Genomic DNA, 15,995 nt, shown 5'->3' on the forward strand with positions numbered 1-15,995 from the left:
CTTGAAGAAGGGACTGCGTTATGACGGTTGCTCTGTGGTGCATTTTGATTGCGATCTTCCTGCCGTATCTATGCACAGGCGTCGCCAAGTTCAGCGGTGGCAAGTTTGGGCTGAAGGAGAATCACGACCCACGGGCGTTTCTGGATTCGCTTGAAGGCGTGGCCAGGCGTGCGCATTCGGCGCAATTGAACAGCTTCGAAGTGACTCCGGCGTTTGCGGCAGCGGTGATCGTCGCGCACCTGGCCGGCAATGCCGAACTGGTAACGATCAATGTGCTGTCGGTGTTGTTTATCACTAGTCGGCTGCTCTACATCATTTGCTATCTGGCGGACTGGGCGATTCTGCGGTCGCTGGTGTGGGCCATTGGCATGGGGCTGATCGTCAGTTTCTTTGTTGTGTCGGTCTGACTACTACTTCAGTGTTTTTACCGACCTCATCGCGGGCAAGCCCGCTCCCACAGGTTATGCGCAATCCCTGTGGGAGCGGGCTTGCCCGCGATTGCTATCTATCAGTCGCCGCAAATTCAAGGGCTGGCTTTAACCGCGTCGGCAACTTGAGGTACTTGTGGCAACGCTGCCCCTTTAGGCCAGAGCATCCAGATCTGCCCCTGCTGTTTCATGTCGCCGGCCAATTGCCCGGCCGCCTCGCCCGTGCCCCAGAACAGATCCGCGCGGACCTCGCCGGCAATCGCGCCGCCAGTATCTTGAGCCGCCACCGGACGCACCAGTGTGCTGCCGTCCGGGCGCGTGGTCGATAACCACAACAGGCTGCCGAGCGGGATCACCTTGCGGTCCACCGCGGCGCTATAACCTGCGGTCAATGGCACGTTCAGCGAGCCGCGCGGCCCTTCGTTGCTGTCTGGGTTGCGATTGAAGAACACGTAGCTGGGGTTGCTGCCGAGCAGTTCGGGAATGCGCGTCGGATTCGCCTTGGCCCAGTTATCGATGGCACTCATTGTTACGTCTTCTTTCTTCAACTCTCCCTGATCCACCAGCCAGCGGCCGATGGGTCGATAGGGGTGGCCGTTCTGGTCGGCATAACCGATGCGCAATTGACGGCCATCGTCGAGCTGGATACGCCCTGAGCCCTGGATTTGCAGAAACTGCAGGTTCATCGGGTCGGTCAGCCAGGCAATCACCGGCGCTTTCACGCCTTTGGTTTCAATGGTTGCCGCATCGTCATAAGGTTTGAGCACGCGACCTTCGAGCCGTCCGCGCAGGCGTTTGCCTTTGAGCTCCGGGTAGATACTGTCCAGGGAAACGATGATCATGTCCTCGGGCACGCCGTACACCGGGATGTTGGCTGCCTCGGTTTGAGTCAGGCTGCCGGGATACACCGGTTCGTAGTAACCGGTGATCAACCCGTTGGGATTGTCATTGGCGGCACGCAGACCGTAGACGTCGAGGTTCTGTTTGAGAAAACCGCGGATGTCACTGGCGGTTGTCGGCACGTTGGCGGAAGCCGCACAGGTGCTGCCCCAGACCGGGTCGGCCTTGAGTCGGGTGCAGGCGCTGCGCCATGAGTCGAAACCGGCGACGAGGTCGTTGTCGGACACTGCCGGAAGCGCTTCCCAGGTGGCGCTGGAGTAGGTCGCCAGTGCGTGGGTTTTCGGTTTGCTGCTGTCGCCACCGGTGCAACCCGCAAGCACGGCCACCATCGGAAGGGTCCAGGCCAGGTTGTGACGCCATGCCTTGAAACGGCTGTTCATGGAGTAATTCCTTTGCCGGTTGCCTGAGTGCTCCATGCGCTCAAACAACCCGCATTGATAATAGGGCTATTGGTCTTTGCCGGTGACGCGAGGATACTGGCGGCCGTTACCAGTGACCTGAAGCCACCATGACTCTTAAAAGACTTTCTGTTGTATTGCTGGCCTGCCTGACCTTGTCCGCCTGCGGTGGTGTCGACCCGAATTCGCCGCTGGGTCAGCGCAAGGCGATCTTCAAGCAGATGCTCAAGACCGGCGAAGACCTGGGCGGCATGTTGCGTGGGCGTATTCCGTTCGATGGCCCGAAATTCGCTGACGGCGCTGTGAAACTCGACACGTTGTCCCGTGAGCCGTGGAAGCATTTTCCGCAAGTGCGCGAAGATGCTCACACCAGCGCCAAGGACGATGTCTGGCAGAAGCAGGCCCGCTTCCAGGAAATGGCCCGCACCCTTGAAGGCGCCACCGGTGAATTGGTGATTGCCAGCAAGATTCAGCCCTACAAGGCCAGCAACCTGGGGCCGGCTGTACAGAAGGTCGAAGATGCTTGTAGTGCTTGCCATAAAGAGTTTCGGGATCATTGATTTGCGGCGCTCTGGCTAACGTCTTCGCAAGCAAGCCCACTCCCACAGGAAATCACCGCACTTGTGGGAGCGGGCTTGCTCGCGAAGGCTGCCCGGAGCATGACAAAAATCCTTGATCGTTTACCTCTGCTTACTTATCCAACTCATCCAGCGCTTCCTGCAATTCCTTGCGCGATTGAGCCAGTTTGTCTTTGCGCTTGTCGATTTTCTCGGCGTCGCCTTTTTTCATCGCCTTGTCGAGATCGGCCTGACGCCTGCTGACTTCGTGCTTGGCGTCGAGCACCTTGTTTTCCCGTTCCTTCTTCAGGGAGGCGTCGGTGCAATGGGCGGTGACTTCGCTCAGAGCGGTTTCCAGGTCAGCCTGTTGATCGGCGTTACCGCGGGACTTGGCCAGTTCGATCTGGTTGATGATGCCTTGTTTTTTGGCGGCGCAACCGGTCAGGCCAGGGGCCTCTTCGGTGGCCATCAATGGAGCGGCCATCACGCTGCACAGGGCCAGCAAGGCGAGCGGTGAAAGAAGTTTCATAAAAGCTCCAGGTGAAAAAGTCGATGTAGCAATGGGCTGTTTGAGCGCATCGGTACCTTTGGGTTCCCGGGCCAGCGGGCATCGCCGGCTGCTAAAAACCGTCAATCCCGGCAACACGTAATGTCTCGCTCAAGGCCAGCACTTGAGGGTCGCGGAAAAAAGCGCTCAATTGCGCGGCGCGTCCCGGGCCGATGCCGGCTTCGGCCTGCCATTGTTCGGTGTTTCGTTGCGCCAGCACCTGCCATGAATCGGCGAGGCGCGCCTGGCCGGTTGGCGGCAAGCCCAGGGCTTTGAGCCAGCGAGCGAACGGGCGTTGTCGGGCGCTGTTGAAACTGTTCAAGAGGCGAGCACTGCTGCGTTCGCCGAAGCCGTCAATGTTAGCAAGCTCTTGCTCATCGAGGGTCAACCAATCGAGCAGGCTGCCGAGGCGTTCGGCCTTGAGCAGTTTCTCCCAGGTACCTGGCCCGACATGGGGCAAGGCCAGTCCTTGTTTGCCGCTGAGCCAGCTAAGGCGTGCGAGGAATTGGCTTTCGCATCCGGGTGTCGGCTGCCAGCAGCTTAACGGATGAAAGTCTGCTGCCCGCGGTACATTCAATTCAGGGCGTTCGGTGCTGCGCAATACGACACCGTCGAGCCTGGGGATGGTCAGCCCCGCCAGGCTGATGGCGACCTGATCGCCAGGACGAATGTCCAGCGCTTCCCAGCGTTGCAGGGAGCTGACACTGACGCGCTTGATCTGCCGGTCATCGAGCATCACCGGTGCCAGATCCAGCACCGGTGTGATCCGGCCAGTGCGTCCGATCTTGAAGTGGACCTTGCGCACCTCGGCCAGCGCCTGGGCAAAGGGGTATTTCCAGGCGACGCTCCAGTAAGGCGTTTTTGCCTGCCAGCGCTCGGCCGGTGGACGCTGGTCCTGACGCAAAACGATGCCATCGCTGGCGAAGGGCAGGGGCGAGCGATACCAGTGATCGCGCCAGCGTTCGGCATCGGCAAATGTCTCGATCGGCTGACTGTAGGGCGTCGTGCTCGGGAACCCCAGCTCATCCAGAGCCGCCACGCGGGCCGGCAGGCTTCTCGGGCCTTGCGGCCAATCCCAGACAAACAGCCCGATACCGGCGGCTTGCTCAGGGCTCAGCGCCTTGCGCGCCATCAATCCGGCCACCGTGGTGCGGGCATTGAGGCTGCCGGCCTGGGCTTGCACCTGTTCGGTCAGGCGCCAATAGAGTTCGCCTTGCAGCAACAGGTCCAGCGGTTGCGGAAGTTTTTGAGGGATGGCGGCGATCTGACGCGCCGAGGCGGTCCAGTCCTGGCCGTTTACCCCGTCACCCCGACTGATCGCCTGATGTAGTCGGCCGTTGCGATAGATCAGCGTCAACGCCACGCCGTCGACCTTGGGCTGAATCCACACATCCTCGCGATCTTTTAGCCAGGCTTCGACAGCGCGCCCATCGCGCAGTTTTTCCAGGCCGGTATGGGCGATGGGATGAGCAAGCGTGCCGCCGGCCGTACGCAACGGTTCGGGGGAGGGACCGGAATCAAAACATTCGCGCCATTCGCTCAGTCGCGCTCGGGACTGATCGTAGAGTTCATCGGCGACCAAGGAGCGGCCTTCGCGATGATAGCTGTCGTCCCAGAGGTCTATTCGCTCTTGCAGTGCGGTGATTTCGTCCAGAGCGCGGGCCGGCGGCCAGTCAGGGCATTCGGTGGCATTGGCGGTCAGGCAGGTGAGGGTCAGCAGGAAACCGAAAAACAGGCGCAGGTTGGGCAGCATCGGGAGCGTCCTTGCTCGTTGGGATGCTTTCAAGGCTAGATCAGTGTTGGTGGGTGCAACGGATGGTCTTTTTGCTGAGTGTTTCTGGCGTGATGCAGAGGTGACTGGGCTTGCTCGCGAAGGCGGCGACACGGTCTTGAGCAGCAGGGCAATAAAAAGCCCCGCACGGCGAACCGTGCGGGGCTTTGGGTGCCGCCAGGAAAGTCTTACAGGCCGGCAGCCGAACGGAGGTCGTCGGCGCGGTCGGTTTTTTCCCAGGTGAACGTGGTGAACGTATCGTTGCCCACGGTCTTGGATTCCGGGGTGCGACCGAAGTGGCCGTACGCAGCGGTTTCCTGGTACATCGGGTGCAGCAGGTCGAGCATGGTGGTGATCGCGTATGGACGCAGGTCGAACACTTCGCGAACCAGTTTGACGATCTTGTCGTCGCTGATTTTGCCGGTGCCGAAGGTGTTCAACGAAATCGAAGTCGGTTGAGCGACGCCGATTGCGTAGGAAACCTGAATCTCGCAACGCTCGGCCAGGCCGGCAGCCACGATGTTCTTGGCCACATAACGACCAGCGTAGGCTGCCGAACGGTCCACCTTCGATGGATCTTTACCGGAGAACGCGCCACCGCCGTGACGGGCCATGCCGCCGTAGCTGTCGACGATGATCTTGCGACCGGTCAGGCCGCAGTCGCCCACCGGGCCACCGATGATGAACTGGCCAGTCGGGTTGATGTGGAACTGGGTGTCCTTGGACAGCAATTCGGCAGGCAGTACGTGCTTGACGATCAGTTCCATCACGCCTTCGCGCAGGTCTTTGTACGACACTTCCGGGTTGTGCTGGGTCGACAGTACAACGGCGTCGATACCGACAACCTTGCCGTTTTCGTAGCGGCAGGTTACTTGCGACTTGGCGTCCGGGCGCAGCCAAGGCAGCAGGCCGGATTTACGGGCTTCGGCCTGACGCTGAACCAATTGGTGCGAGAAGGTGATCGGTGCTGGCATCAGCACGTCGGTTTCGTTGCTGGCATAGCCGAACATCAGGCCCTGGTCGCCGGCGCCCTGGTCTTCAGGCTTGGCACGATCAACGCCTTGGTTGATGTCGGGGGACTGCTTGCCGATGATGTTCATCACACCGCAGGTCGCACCGTCGAAGCCGACATTGGAGCTGTTGTAGCCGATGTCGAGAATCACGTTACGGACGATGTCTTCCAGATCGACCCAGGCCGACGTGGTGACTTCACCTGCGATGATTGCCACGCCGGTTTTTACCAGAGTCTCGCACGCCACGCGGGCGAACTTGTCTTCAGCAATGATGGCGTCCAGCACCGCATCGGAAATCTGGTCGGCGATTTTGTCCGGATGCCCTTCAGACACGGACTCGGAGGTGAAGAGGGAGTATTCGCTCATCTCGATTGTTTCCTGAATTTACCGATGGTGAGTGTCGCCAGCCGGTCGCTGAAAGTGGCGGACCTGAATCTGGAAACCATTACGTAAACCTACATAGAGGCTTTCCCCGGGAACGAGTCCCGCAGCGGTGGCCCAACGGGCCAGATCGTCCTGTTCAAACCCCAACCAGAGATCACCGCAGGCCTCCCTGGCCCAACTCTGGTTGTGGCTACATAACTCTGTCACTAACAGGCTACCGCCTGGTTGCAGCAAGTCGGCCATGTGCTTGAGCGCTTCGGCCGGCGCGGCAAAATGGTGCAGCACCATGTTCAGTACAACGCAATCGGCCTGAAGGCTCACACCGTTCAATGCATCGGCCAATTGCAGGCTGACGTTAGCCAGCGTTTCACGTTCGCAGACCTGGCGGGCCAGTTCGAGCATCGCCGGGCTATTGTCCAGTGCTGTGACTTGGGTAAACCGACGCGCCAACTCTGGCAGAAAAGCGCCATCGCCGGGGCCCACTTCGATGGCCGTGGCGCCGGGTCCGAAACTCAACTTGTCGAGCAGTGCCACCACGCTTTCGCGGTATTGCGGCAGGCCGGCGATCAAGTCTTGCTGGGCGCGAAATTTCTCCGCGACCCGTGAGAAAAAGTCCTGGCTGGCCGCAGCCCGTTGCCCGTGGACCTGACCGATCCGCGACTGAACGTCAGTCGGCAGGGTCAGGTTGTCCACTTCTTCCAGCAGTGCGGCATGTAGCTTGCCGCCCGGCAAGTCGGTGTGGGGCAGGGCGCGACGGTAGAAAATCGCATTGCCTTCACGGCGGGTCGCCACCAGATCGGCCTGGGCCAATACCTTGAGGTGATGACTCATGCCGGACTGGCCGATGCCGAAGATCTGCGCCAGTTCCAGTACGCCGAACGAGTCGTTGGCCAGCGCGCGCAATACATTCAGCCGCAGAGGATCGCCGCCGGCCTTGCACAGGGCCGCCAGCTCATCGCAATCGTCATGTTGAATGGAAGGCACGCGTAAATTCATAAGGCCAGCAGTCTAGTGACGCTCAGAAATCATCGCAAGAGCAATATCAAAAAGTTTTGATATTGCTCGATAGATGGCACTTCTTAACGTTAGGTTCAGTCAACAAACGAGCAGCGGAAAGGTTTCATCAGCCGAATACGTCGTTATGCATGGGAAAAACGCCTTCAGATGACTATCTGTCATTGCCCCGAGGCGGGTGGGTGAGGGAAAATGCTCGCCTTTTTTCCGTTTCGTTTTATTCACTCTCAATTCAGAACCCGCAGGAGATCAGCGATGCCCAGCCGTCGTGAGCGTGCCAACGCCATTCGTGCCCTCAGCATGGATGCCGTGCAAAAAGCCAACAGCGGCCATCCCGGTGCCCCTATGGGTATGGCGGATATCGCCGAAGTACTTTGGCGTGACTACCTCAAGCACAACCCGAGCAATCCATCGTTCGCCGACCGTGACCGCTTCGTGCTGTCCAACGGTCACGGCTCGATGTTGATCTACTCGCTGCTGCACCTGACCGGCTACGACCTATCGATCGATGACCTGAAAAACTTCCGCCAGCTGCACAGCCGCACCCCGGGTCACCCGGAATACGGCTACACCCCTGGCGTTGAAACCACCACTGGTCCATTGGGCCAGGGCCTGGCCAATGCCGTGGGTTTCGCCCTGGCGGAAAAAGTCCTGGCGGCGCAGTTCAACCGTCCTGGCCACAACGTCGTCGATCACCACACCTACGTGTTCCTCGGTGATGGCTGCATGATGGAAGGCATTTCCCATGAAGTCAGCTCCCTGGCCGGTACCTTGGGCCTGGGCAAGCTGATCGCCTTCTATGATGACAACGGTATCTCCATCGACGGCGAAGTCGAAGGCTGGTTCACCGACGACACGCCGAAGCGTTTCGAGTCCTACAACTGGCAAGTGATCCGCAACGTCGACGGTCACGACCCGGAAGAAATCAAGATCGCCATCGAAACCGCGCGTAAAAGCGCACAACCGACGCTGATCTGCTGCAAAACCACCATCGGCTTCGGTTCGCCGAACAAGCAAGGCAAGGAAGATTGCCACGGCGCCCCGCTGGGTGACGCGGAAATCGCTCTGACCCGTGAAGCCCTGAAGTGGAACCACGGCCCGTTCGAAATCCCGGCCAACATTTATGCCGAGTGGGATGCCAAGGAAGCCGGTCGCGCGGCCGAAGCCGAGTGGGATCAGCGTTTCGCTGCTTACTCCGCCGACTTCCCTGAGCTGGCCAACGAACTGGTTCGTCGTCTGAGCGGCGACCTGCCGACCGATTTCGCCGAGAAGGCCCAAGCCTACATCGCTGAAGTCGCGGCCAAAGGCGAATCCATCGCCAGCCGTAAAGCCAGCCAGAACGCCCTGAACGCGTTCGGCCCGTTGCTGCCGGAACTGCTCGGCGGTTCGGCTGACCTGGCCGGTTCCAACCTGACCCTGTGGAAAGGCTGCAAAGGCGTCACCGCTGAAGACGCCAGTGGCAACTACATGTACTACGGCGTTCGCGAGTTCGGCATGAGCGCGATCATGAACGGCGTGGCCCTGCACGGCGGCCTGGTGCCTTACGGCGCGACCTTCCTGATGTTCATGGAATACGCCCGCAACGCGGTACGCATGTCGGCACTGATGAAGAAACGCATCGTCTATGTGTTCACCCACGACTCCATCGGTCTGGGCGAAGACGGCCCGACGCACCAGCCGATCGAGCAACTGGCCAGCCTGCGCTGCACGCCGAACCTCGACACCTGGCGCCCGGCCGATGCCGTTGAATCGGCGGTGGCCTGGAAGTTCGCCCTGGAGCGTGACGACGGTCCTTCGGCGCTGATCTTCTCTCGTCAGAACCTGCAGCACCAAACCCGCAATGCGATCCAGATCGAAGAGATCGCCCGTGGCGGTTACGTGTTGAAGGACTGCGCAGGCGAGCCTGAGCTGATCCTGATCGCCACCGGTTCGGAAGTCGGCCTGGCGGTTCAAGCCTTCGACAAACTGACCGAGCAAGGCCGAAAGGTCCGTGTGGTGTCGATGCCGTGCACCAGCGTCTTCGAAGCCCAGGATGCCGGTTACAAGCAATCGGTTCTGCCGTTGCAGGTCAGCGCGCGTATCGCCATCGAAGCCGCCCACGCGGACTACTGGTACAAGTACGTGGGCCTGGAAGGCCGCGTGATCGGCATGACCACCTACGGCGAGTCGGCGCCTGCGCCTGCCTTGTTCGAAGAGTTCGGTTTCACCCTGGAAAACATCCTGGGTCAGGCTGAAGAGCTGCTGGAAGACTGATCCAGAAGTTGCGTTATCCGGACTGCCGCCTTCGCGAGCAAGCCCGTTCCCACATGAGATCGCATTCTCCTGTGGGAGCGGGCTTGCTCGCGAAGACGGTGGTCCAGCCAGCGCTGCAATGACAGATTCACCACGGTAATCGAGAACCCCATGCCTCAACCGCGTCCTTACAAAGTTGCACTCAACGGCTACGGCCGGATTGGTCGTTGCGTCTTGCGTGCGTTGTTTGAGCGAGGCTCGACGGCTGGGTTTGAAATTGTCGCGATCAACGATCTGGCGGACATGGCCAGCATCGAATACCTGACACGCTTCGACTCCACTCACGGGCGGTTTCCCGGTGAAGTGAAGGTCGAGGGCGATTGTCTGCATATTAATGGCGACTGCGTGAAGGTCCTGCGCAGTGCCACCCCTGAAGGCATCGATTGGGCGTCGTTGGGCGTCGATCTGGTGCTGGAGTGCTCCGGCGCTTATCACACCCGTCAGGATGGCCAGCGTTTCCTCGACGCCGGTGCGCCACGGGTGCTGTTTTCCCAGCCGATGGCCAGCGAGGCGGATGTCGACGCCACCATCGTCTACGGCGTGAACCAGGATTGCCTGACCGGCGACGAGCTGCTGGTGTCCAACGCGTCCTGCACCACCAACTGCGGCGTGCCGCTGTTGCGCCTGCTGGATCAGGCCATTGGTCTGGAATACGTGTCGATCACCACCATCCACTCGGCGATGAACGATCAGCCGGTGATCGACGCTTATCACCACGAAGACCTGCGCCGCACCCGCTCGGCGTTTCAATCGGTGATTCCGGTGTCCACTGGTCTGGCGCGAGGCATTGAACGCTTGCTGCCGGAACTTGCCGGGCGAATTCAGGCCAAAGCCGTGCGGGTGCCGACGGTTAACGTGTCTTGCCTCGACATTACGATGCAGACCGTAAGCGATACCGACGCCACCGAGGTCAACCGGATTCTGCGCGAGGCCGCCACCCATGGCCCGCTCAAAGGCCTTCTGGCCTACACCGAGTTGCCTCACGCCAGTTGTGATTTCAACCATGACCCACATTCGGCGATCGTCGATGCCAGTCAGACCCGCGTTTCCGGCCCACGGCTGGTGAACATCCTGGCCTGGTTCGACAACGAATGGGGGTTTGCCAACCGAATGCTGGATGTTGCAGAACACTATCTGCAAACAGCTACTCCAACAGCTTCTCCAAAACAGTAACCCAGGAATTGCGACCCATGACCGTGTTGAAGATGACCGACCTCGATCTGCAAGGTAAGCGCGTACTGATCCGCGAAGACCTCAACGTCCCAGTCAAGGACGGTGTTGTCACCAGCGATGCGCGAATCCTGGCTTCGCTGCCGACCATCAAGTTGGCCCTGGAAAAAGGCGCGGCCGTGATGGTTTGCTCGCACCTTGGCCGTCCGACCGAAGGCGAGTTCTCGGCCGAGAACAGCCTCAAGCCGGTGGCTGACTACTTGAGCAAGGCGCTGGGCCGCGAAGTGCCGCTGGTGTCCGATTACCTGGGCGGCGTCGACGTGAAAGCCGGCGACATCGTGCTGTTCGAAAACGTGCGCTTCAACAAGGGCGAGAAAAAGAACGCTGACGAACTGGCCAAGCAATACGCGGCCCTGTGCGACGTGTTCGTGATGGACGCCTTCGGCACCGCTCACCGTGCCGAGGGTTCGACCCACGGCGTGGCCAAGTTCGCCAAAGTCGCCGCCGCTGGCCCGTTGCTGGCCGCTGAACTGGACGCACTGGGCAAGGCCCTGGGCTCCCCGGCTCAGCCAATGGCCGCTATCGTGGCCGGTTCCAAAGTGTCGACCAAACTCGACGTGCTCAACAGCCTGAGCCAGATCTGCAACCAGCTGATCGTCGGTGGCGGCATCGCCAACACCTTCCTGGCCGCGGCCGGTCACCCGGTCGGCAAGTCCCTGTACGAGCCAGACCTGCTGGACACTGCACGCGAAATCGCCGCCAAAGTCAGCGTGCCACTGCCGGTGGACGTAGTGGTCGCCAAGGAATTCGCTGAAAGCGCCACCGCCACCGTCAAGCTGATCGCCGACGTGGCGGCAGACGACATGATTCTGGACATCGGCCCGCAGACCGCGGCGAATTTCGCCGAGCTGCTGAAGTCGTCCAAGACCATCCTGTGGAACGGCCCGGTGGGTGTGTTCGAATTCGACCAGTTCGGCAACGGCACCAAAGTGCTGGCCCAGGCCATCGCTGAAAGCTCGGCGTTCTCCATCGCTGGCGGTGGCGACACCCTGGCGGCCATTGATAAATATGGCGTTGCCGATCAAATCTCCTACATTTCTACCGGCGGCGGCGCGTTCCTCGAATTCGTCGAAGGCAAAGTGCTGCCGGCCGTTGAAGTCCTGGAAAGCCGGGCCAAGGTCTGAGGTCGCCCATTTGACCAGGCAAAGGAGTGTTCACATGGTCAGGACCCTGGTGCTGTTGATCGCCGCGGGTATGCTGGCGGCTTGCGGGAGTAACCCGAAAGCCACGCCGGAACCCGCGCCGCAAACACAGGAAAAAGGCTGCTACCAGGCCGACTGGCAAGCGGAAACCAACCCGGTGATCAACAAGCGTTCCGGGCCGGATGGCCTGGACAAATACGAGACACAGACCCCGGCCAAGGAACATGGCTGCCCTTGACGGGTCTGACTCTTTACTCAAGGCGGGCGGCGTGCGCCGTCAGTCGAGGAACACGGATGAAAGGCTTTATCGCCGTTGCGGCACTGGCATTGCTGGCAGGTTGCTCCAGTTTGAATCTGTTCAACGCTGCCAAGCCTGCGGACAGCTGGACCACCTGGACCTGCGACAGTCAGGCCAAGGTGCTCTGGCGCTACACTGATGTCAGCCGCAAGGAAGTCGACGTTCGCCTGGGCGGTGCTGATCAGGTTTACCGCCTGAAGCTTGAACCGGGCGCCGAAGGTTCGCTGTACAGCAACGACATGCTGGCGTTTCACGTAAAAGGTGAGGAAGGCCTGGTGTACTGGGTCGCCACCAATGATTTGATCGGCCGCGGTTGTAAAGCGCAGTAACTGACACGCCACGGACCTGATGTGGGAGCGAGCCTGCTCGCGATAGCGGTCTGACAGTCGCTGCACTGTTGACTGCAAGACCGCTATCGCGAGCAGGCTCGCTCCCACAGTGGGTCTGTGTAGTTCTTGAGATTTTAGTTACACCGAATCCGCAGCCCGGGCCAACCCCCGATCTGCAATAACTTGAATAGCCGCCGCCGCTACGGCAGGCTGGCACGATTAACGACCCTCAACCGGGAGAGACACACACAATGGCACTTATCAGCATGCGCCAGATGCTGGACCACGCAGCCGAGTTCGGCTACGGCGTTCCAGCCTTCAACGTCAACAACCTTGAGCAGATGCGCGCCATCATGGAAGCCGCTGACAAGACTGACTCCCCGGTGATCGTCCAGGCTTCGGCCGGTGCTCGCAAATACGCAGGCGCCCCGTTCCTGCGTCACCTGATCCTGGCGGCCATCGAAGAATTCCCGCACATCCCGGTGTGCATGCACCAGGACCACGGCACCAGCCCTGACGTCTGCCAGCGCTCCATCCAGCTGGGCTTCAGCTCGGTGATGATGGACGGCTCCTTGGGCGAAGACGGCAAGACTCCGACCGACTACGACTACAACGTCCGCGTTACCCAACAAACCGTAGCCATGGCTCACGCCTGTGGCGTTTCGGTAGAAGGCGAGCTGGGCTGCCTGGGTTCGCTGGAAACCGGTATGGCCGGTGAAGAAGACGGCATCGGCGCCGAAGGCGTTCTGGATCACAGCCAAATGCTGACCGACCCGGAAGAAGCCGCTGACTTCGTCAAACGCACCCAAGTCGACGCCCTGGCCATCGCGATCGGCACCAGCCACGGCGCCTACAAGTTCACCAAGCCACCTACCGGCGACGTGCTGGCCATCGACCGCATCAAAGAAATCCACAAACGCATCCCGAACACCCACCTGGTGATGCACGGTTCGTCTTCGGTTCCGCAAGAGTGGCTGGCGATCATCAACCAGTACGGCGGCGACATCAAAGAAACCTACGGCGTACCGGTTGAAGAAATCGTCGAAGGCATCAAGCACGGCGTGCGCAAGGTCAACATCGACACCGACCTGCGCCTGGCCTCCACCGGCGCGATGCGTCGCCTGATGGCCACCAACCCTAGCGAATTCGATCCGCGTAAGTTCTTCGGTGCTACCGTGACCGCGATGCGTGATGTATGTATCGCTCGTTATGAAGCGTTCGGTACTGCCGGTAATGCTTCGAAGATCAAGCCGATCTCGTTGGAAGGGATGTATCAGCGTTATCTGAAAGGTGAGTTGAACGCTAAGGTTAACTAAGCCTGAGCGAGAAACCGCCGCTGATGAAAAACCCGCCGTGAGGCGGGTTTTTTGTGGGCGGAGATTTACGCGGCGCAGCTGATGCTCAGTGAATCAAATGGTGATCGCGCTGGAGCGCCGCCCTTATGAGTGGGGTAAGAGAATGGGCCGTTGGCGAATACCGATGAGCTGTTCTATGGTTCATGAATCGCCGCTCCGAAAAGTGTACTAAGTTGACCCTGCCGACAGACCACGGGCAGGGCCTTATGTTCGCAACGTGGTCACTTACAAGGAAGGTAAATTGAATGTCTTTCGATCCTAGACAACCCCACGCTAGAGTAATGATACAGAACATAAAAAGTGGACGTTATTTGAGTATTGAGGGTGATGCCTCAAACTGGCCCAACGATAATGCAAGTCTGACCATTCGCGACAGACTCGACAAGCCAACGCTCGAAAACCCACAAGTCTGGCAGATCATCCAGTTTAGAAGCACCTCTTGGGTCCTGTTCAATCAGTACAGCATGAGAGTCGCTTGCATTCGCGGCCAAAGTACCGGTAACGGGGCCACGGTCATTCAGTATCATACTCAAGGGTTGGCGTTTCAGGAGTGGGACTTCAAACCGCTCCCTAATGGCAATTGGTTGATTCGCAACATTAATTCAGGAATGTACATCGGTCCGCAGGATCGAAGTACGGCCAACGATCGCTACTGTATTCAGTGGGATGATCAAACCGAAGAAGATAGCTATCAGAAGTGGCAATTTAATCCGGTATGACCGTAATGAGTTAGTTGTCGAAAGTGTCTGGTATGTATAGTAAAAAGCCCGCAAAAATGCGGGTTTTTATCGCCTGAAAGCTGATTGCTAATCTTTAGGTGTATCAAACCCACGCTGTTCAATCACCCCAAACACATCGCTCACGTCCTGGAACAGGATCCGGGCGATGTTAGTGACGGTATTGATGTCGTTCTCGGCGTAGTCGGGCAGGCTGGTGCAGGCCATGAGGTTCAGGTATTTGAGGACGGCGTTGAGACGCTCGCTGACGCAGTTGTGGCGTTCACGTAGCGGGGCGTCGCTGTCGATGAGCAGGACGGGGTAGTCGGTGGCGAATTGAGACATAGGGGTGAAGCGGCGGGGCGGGTTGTTCATGGTCATAAGTAAATCTTCCTGTGCATAAAAGAAGAGCTACTGCCGTTCGCTGCGAAACGAATTGGGTGGTCGCTGTGCGCGGGTTCGCAGACCGAGGTACAAGGAAACCCGGCAGACCCGAAGGTCTCCCACACACAGCCACCATAAAACTGACGATGGGCGCTGATGCGCCCGTCGTTGCTCATTATGGTGCTTGGTTACGACTTGTACTGTAGGGCTGCGAAACCCTATCGCCGATTGCTGTCAGCGACGGGACGAACTATAAGCGGCGACTTTGGTGACCGCAGCCGGGCTGTAGGACCCAACGTGGTCGTTGTGGTGAGGGGGTTGTCCCTGTTCGGTGGTGCAGCCGTCGTAAAACCGGGCACTGCGGTGTGTCTGAGGAAATTGGGTCGCAGGATTTGGGGCTGCTTCGCAGCCCAACGGGGGGCAAGCCCTCTCACCACAATGGGTGGATTCCTACGAGGTTTTCGGAGCTGAAGATCAAAAGATTGCAGCCTTCGGCAGCTCCTACAGGGCGCGCGAAGGCTGCGATCTTTTAGGGATTACGTATCGTGATCGATATCCAGTTTGCTGAACGTCACTTCCCCGCCCTCGCTGGTGTACCCGGTGTTGTCCTGCACATAGACCCCGGCCTTGAAGTACAACGGCTTATCACGCCACATCGCGCTGATGTCGGTGTCCCACTGGTAGCCCGCCGCACTGATGCCTAATGCACCGCCCGGGCTGAGGTGGATGAGGTAGGAGAATTCCTGATTGAGTTTCACGCCGGTGGCGATGGTGATGACCCGGGGGGTGTCGTCGTCGGGGTGCATGCGCACTTTGGCGACGATGTTGCCGGTCGTGCTGTAGTCTTTATATTGATACTCGACCTTCACCATGGGCTTCTGGCTGTTGTAGGCGTGGATTTGGCCAATAACGATCTTGCCCGAGCTGGGTACCTTGCTGACCGAAAGGGTCGCACGCAGGGAATTGTCCGCGTCGGGGTAGTACCAGTTTTTCAGCGTGCCATTGCTGTAGGTTTCGCGCAGTTCGGTGCGAGGGTAAATCGCGTTTTCAGTGCGGGAGCCGGTCACCGGAGACCAGAAAAACAACGTGCCGGTATCGGAGTGGAAGTATTGATCCTTGAAGCCGTCCACCAGCTTGGCTGTTTCGACGGTATACGGCGGGCTGCCGACAGGAACACTGAGGTTCCAGGTTGCGAGATCGATCATATTCAAACTTCCACATTTTTTGCTGCACGCAC

The 15,995-nt window shown here is 59.3% G+C and carries 16 protein-coding genes; 9 read left to right on the forward strand and 7 right to left on the reverse strand.

Annotated features, from left to right (window positions below; genetic code table 11):
- Positions 1 to 20 precede the first annotated feature (20 nt).
- Positions 21 to 407 carry an MAPEG family protein gene (locus QMK51_RS02270; protein ID WP_320393054.1) on the forward strand — a complete coding sequence of 129 codons (387 nt, stop codon included), beginning with the start codon at positions 21 to 23 and terminating at the stop codon, positions 405 to 407.
- 116 nt (positions 408 to 523) lie between these two features.
- On the opposite strand, the gene QMK51_RS02275 is transcribed toward QMK51_RS02270, so the two are convergent.
- Entirely contained in the window at positions 524 to 1,708 is a 1,185-nt protein-coding gene (locus tag QMK51_RS02275) for a murein transglycosylase A (protein ID WP_320393055.1), read from the reverse strand.
- Between the two features lie 128 nt (positions 1,709 to 1,836).
- Between QMK51_RS02275 and QMK51_RS02280 the strand changes: the two genes are divergently transcribed.
- Positions 1,837 to 2,286, forward strand: a complete 450-nt coding sequence (locus QMK51_RS02280) for a c-type cytochrome (protein ID WP_258698689.1) — start codon at positions 1,837 to 1,839, stop codon at positions 2,284 to 2,286.
- A gap of 130 nt (positions 2,287 to 2,416) precedes the next feature.
- Here QMK51_RS02280 and QMK51_RS02285 read toward each other — a convergent pair whose 3' ends face one another.
- From QMK51_RS02285 to QMK51_RS02300, 4 genes are all read right to left on the reverse strand, one after another.
- The gene (locus tag QMK51_RS02285) at positions 2,417 to 2,812 is read right to left on the reverse strand and encodes a DUF1090 domain-containing protein (protein WP_320393056.1); all 396 of its coding nucleotides are present in this window, start codon (positions 2,810 to 2,812) and stop codon (positions 2,417 to 2,419) included.
- Between the two features lie 91 nt (positions 2,813 to 2,903).
- On the reverse strand, positions 2,904 to 4,583 hold the full coding sequence (ligB, locus tag QMK51_RS02290; RefSeq protein WP_320393057.1) for an NAD-dependent DNA ligase LigB: 1,680 nt from the start codon (positions 4,581 to 4,583) through the stop codon (positions 2,904 to 2,906).
- A gap of 206 nt (positions 4,584 to 4,789) precedes the next feature.
- Positions 4,790 to 5,980: a methionine adenosyltransferase gene (gene metK, locus QMK51_RS02295; protein WP_258698692.1), complete on the reverse strand. Its 1,191-nt coding sequence runs from the start codon at positions 5,978 to 5,980 to the stop codon at positions 4,790 to 4,792.
- Between the two features lie 18 nt (positions 5,981 to 5,998).
- Positions 5,999 to 6,994 (reverse strand): ArsR/SmtB family transcription factor, encoded by a 996-nt coding sequence (locus QMK51_RS02300; RefSeq protein ID WP_258698693.1) that lies wholly within the window; start codon positions 6,992 to 6,994, stop codon positions 5,999 to 6,001.
- Positions 6,995 to 7,267: 273 nt separating this feature from the next.
- On the opposite strand from QMK51_RS02300, the gene tkt reads away from it, so the two are divergent.
- From tkt to QMK51_RS02335, 7 genes are all read left to right on the forward strand, one after another.
- Positions 7,268 to 9,265, forward strand: a complete 1,998-nt coding sequence (gene tkt, locus QMK51_RS02305) for a transketolase (RefSeq protein WP_258698694.1) — start codon at positions 7,268 to 7,270, stop codon at positions 9,263 to 9,265.
- A 150-nt stretch (positions 9,266 to 9,415) separates the two neighbouring features.
- Positions 9,416 to 10,477: an erythrose-4-phosphate dehydrogenase gene (epd, locus tag QMK51_RS02310; protein ID WP_258698695.1), complete on the forward strand. Its 1,062-nt coding sequence runs from the start codon at positions 9,416 to 9,418 to the stop codon at positions 10,475 to 10,477.
- A gap of 17 nt (positions 10,478 to 10,494) precedes the next feature.
- The gene (locus QMK51_RS02315; RefSeq protein WP_320393058.1) at positions 10,495 to 11,658 is read left to right on the forward strand and encodes a phosphoglycerate kinase; all 1,164 of its coding nucleotides are present in this window, start codon (positions 10,495 to 10,497) and stop codon (positions 11,656 to 11,658) included.
- A gap of 34 nt (positions 11,659 to 11,692) precedes the next feature.
- Positions 11,693 to 11,914, forward strand: a complete 222-nt coding sequence (locus QMK51_RS02320) for a hypothetical protein (protein ID WP_123719649.1) — start codon at positions 11,693 to 11,695, stop codon at positions 11,912 to 11,914.
- Positions 11,915 to 11,970: 56 nt separating this feature from the next.
- The gene (locus QMK51_RS02325) at positions 11,971 to 12,303 is read left to right on the forward strand and encodes an MliC family protein (RefSeq protein ID WP_258698697.1); all 333 of its coding nucleotides are present in this window, start codon (positions 11,971 to 11,973) and stop codon (positions 12,301 to 12,303) included.
- A gap of 251 nt (positions 12,304 to 12,554) precedes the next feature.
- Complete coding sequence (gene fba, locus QMK51_RS02330) at positions 12,555 to 13,619, forward strand: class II fructose-bisphosphate aldolase (protein ID WP_007975467.1); 1,065 nt, start codon at positions 12,555 to 12,557, stop codon at positions 13,617 to 13,619.
- Positions 13,620 to 13,903: 284 nt separating this feature from the next.
- Positions 13,904 to 14,377, forward strand: coding sequence for an RICIN domain-containing protein (locus QMK51_RS02335; protein WP_320393059.1), 474 nt, complete (start codon positions 13,904 to 13,906; stop codon positions 14,375 to 14,377).
- Positions 14,378 to 14,464: 87 nt separating this feature from the next.
- On the opposite strand, the gene QMK51_RS02340 is transcribed toward QMK51_RS02335, so the two are convergent.
- Both QMK51_RS02340 and QMK51_RS02345 read right to left on the reverse strand, forming a co-directional pair.
- Complete coding sequence (locus QMK51_RS02340) at positions 14,465 to 14,755, reverse strand: fructose-bisphosphate aldolase (protein WP_320393060.1); 291 nt, start codon at positions 14,753 to 14,755, stop codon at positions 14,465 to 14,467.
- Positions 14,756 to 15,294: 539 nt separating this feature from the next.
- A complete protein-coding gene (locus tag QMK51_RS02345) occupies positions 15,295 to 15,963 on the reverse strand; it encodes a polysaccharide lyase family 7 protein (protein ID WP_258698701.1) in 669 nt (222 codons plus the stop codon).
- Positions 15,964 to 15,995 lie beyond the last annotated feature (32 nt).

Source organism: Pseudomonas sp. P9_31, from assembly GCF_034008235.1.
Lineage (GTDB): Bacteria > Pseudomonadota > Gammaproteobacteria > Pseudomonadales > Pseudomonadaceae > Aquipseudomonas.

What these genes read in the sequence shown, in the direction of transcription:
- QMK51_RS02270 (WP_320393054.1), top strand. Translation starts at nt 21, where the DNA reads ATGACGGTTGCTCTGTGGTGCATTTTGATTGCGATCTTCCTGCCGTAT.
- QMK51_RS02275 (WP_320393055.1), bottom strand. Translation starts at nt 1,708, where the DNA reads ATGAACAGCCGTTTCAAGGCATGGCGTCACAACCTGGCCTGGACCCTT.
- QMK51_RS02280 (WP_258698689.1), top strand. Translation starts at nt 1,837, where the DNA reads ATGACTCTTAAAAGACTTTCTGTTGTATTGCTGGCCTGCCTGACCTTG.
- QMK51_RS02285 (WP_320393056.1), bottom strand. Translation starts at nt 2,812, where the DNA reads ATGAAACTTCTTTCACCGCTCGCCTTGCTGGCCCTGTGCAGCGTGATG.
- ligB (WP_320393057.1), bottom strand. Translation starts at nt 4,583, where the DNA reads ATGCTGCCCAACCTGCGCCTGTTTTTCGGTTTCCTGCTGACCCTCACC.
- metK (WP_258698692.1), bottom strand. Translation starts at nt 5,980, where the DNA reads ATGAGCGAATACTCCCTCTTCACCTCCGAGTCCGTGTCTGAAGGGCAT.
- QMK51_RS02300 (WP_258698693.1), bottom strand. Translation starts at nt 6,994, where the DNA reads ATGAATTTACGCGTGCCTTCCATTCAACATGACGATTGCGATGAGCTG.
- tkt (WP_258698694.1), top strand. Translation starts at nt 7,268, where the DNA reads ATGCCCAGCCGTCGTGAGCGTGCCAACGCCATTCGTGCCCTCAGCATG.
- epd (WP_258698695.1), top strand. Translation starts at nt 9,416, where the DNA reads ATGCCTCAACCGCGTCCTTACAAAGTTGCACTCAACGGCTACGGCCGG.
- QMK51_RS02315 (WP_320393058.1), top strand. Translation starts at nt 10,495, where the DNA reads ATGACCGTGTTGAAGATGACCGACCTCGATCTGCAAGGTAAGCGCGTA.
- QMK51_RS02320 (WP_123719649.1), top strand. Translation starts at nt 11,693, where the DNA reads ATGGTCAGGACCCTGGTGCTGTTGATCGCCGCGGGTATGCTGGCGGCT.
- QMK51_RS02325 (WP_258698697.1), top strand. Translation starts at nt 11,971, where the DNA reads ATGAAAGGCTTTATCGCCGTTGCGGCACTGGCATTGCTGGCAGGTTGC.
- fba (WP_007975467.1), top strand. Translation starts at nt 12,555, where the DNA reads ATGGCACTTATCAGCATGCGCCAGATGCTGGACCACGCAGCCGAGTTC.
- QMK51_RS02335 (WP_320393059.1), top strand. Translation starts at nt 13,904, where the DNA reads ATGTCTTTCGATCCTAGACAACCCCACGCTAGAGTAATGATACAGAAC.
- QMK51_RS02340 (WP_320393060.1), bottom strand. Translation starts at nt 14,755, where the DNA reads ATGACCATGAACAACCCGCCCCGCCGCTTCACCCCTATGTCTCAATTC.
- QMK51_RS02345 (WP_258698701.1), bottom strand. Translation starts at nt 15,963, where the DNA reads ATGATCGATCTCGCAACCTGGAACCTCAGTGTTCCTGTCGGCAGCCCG.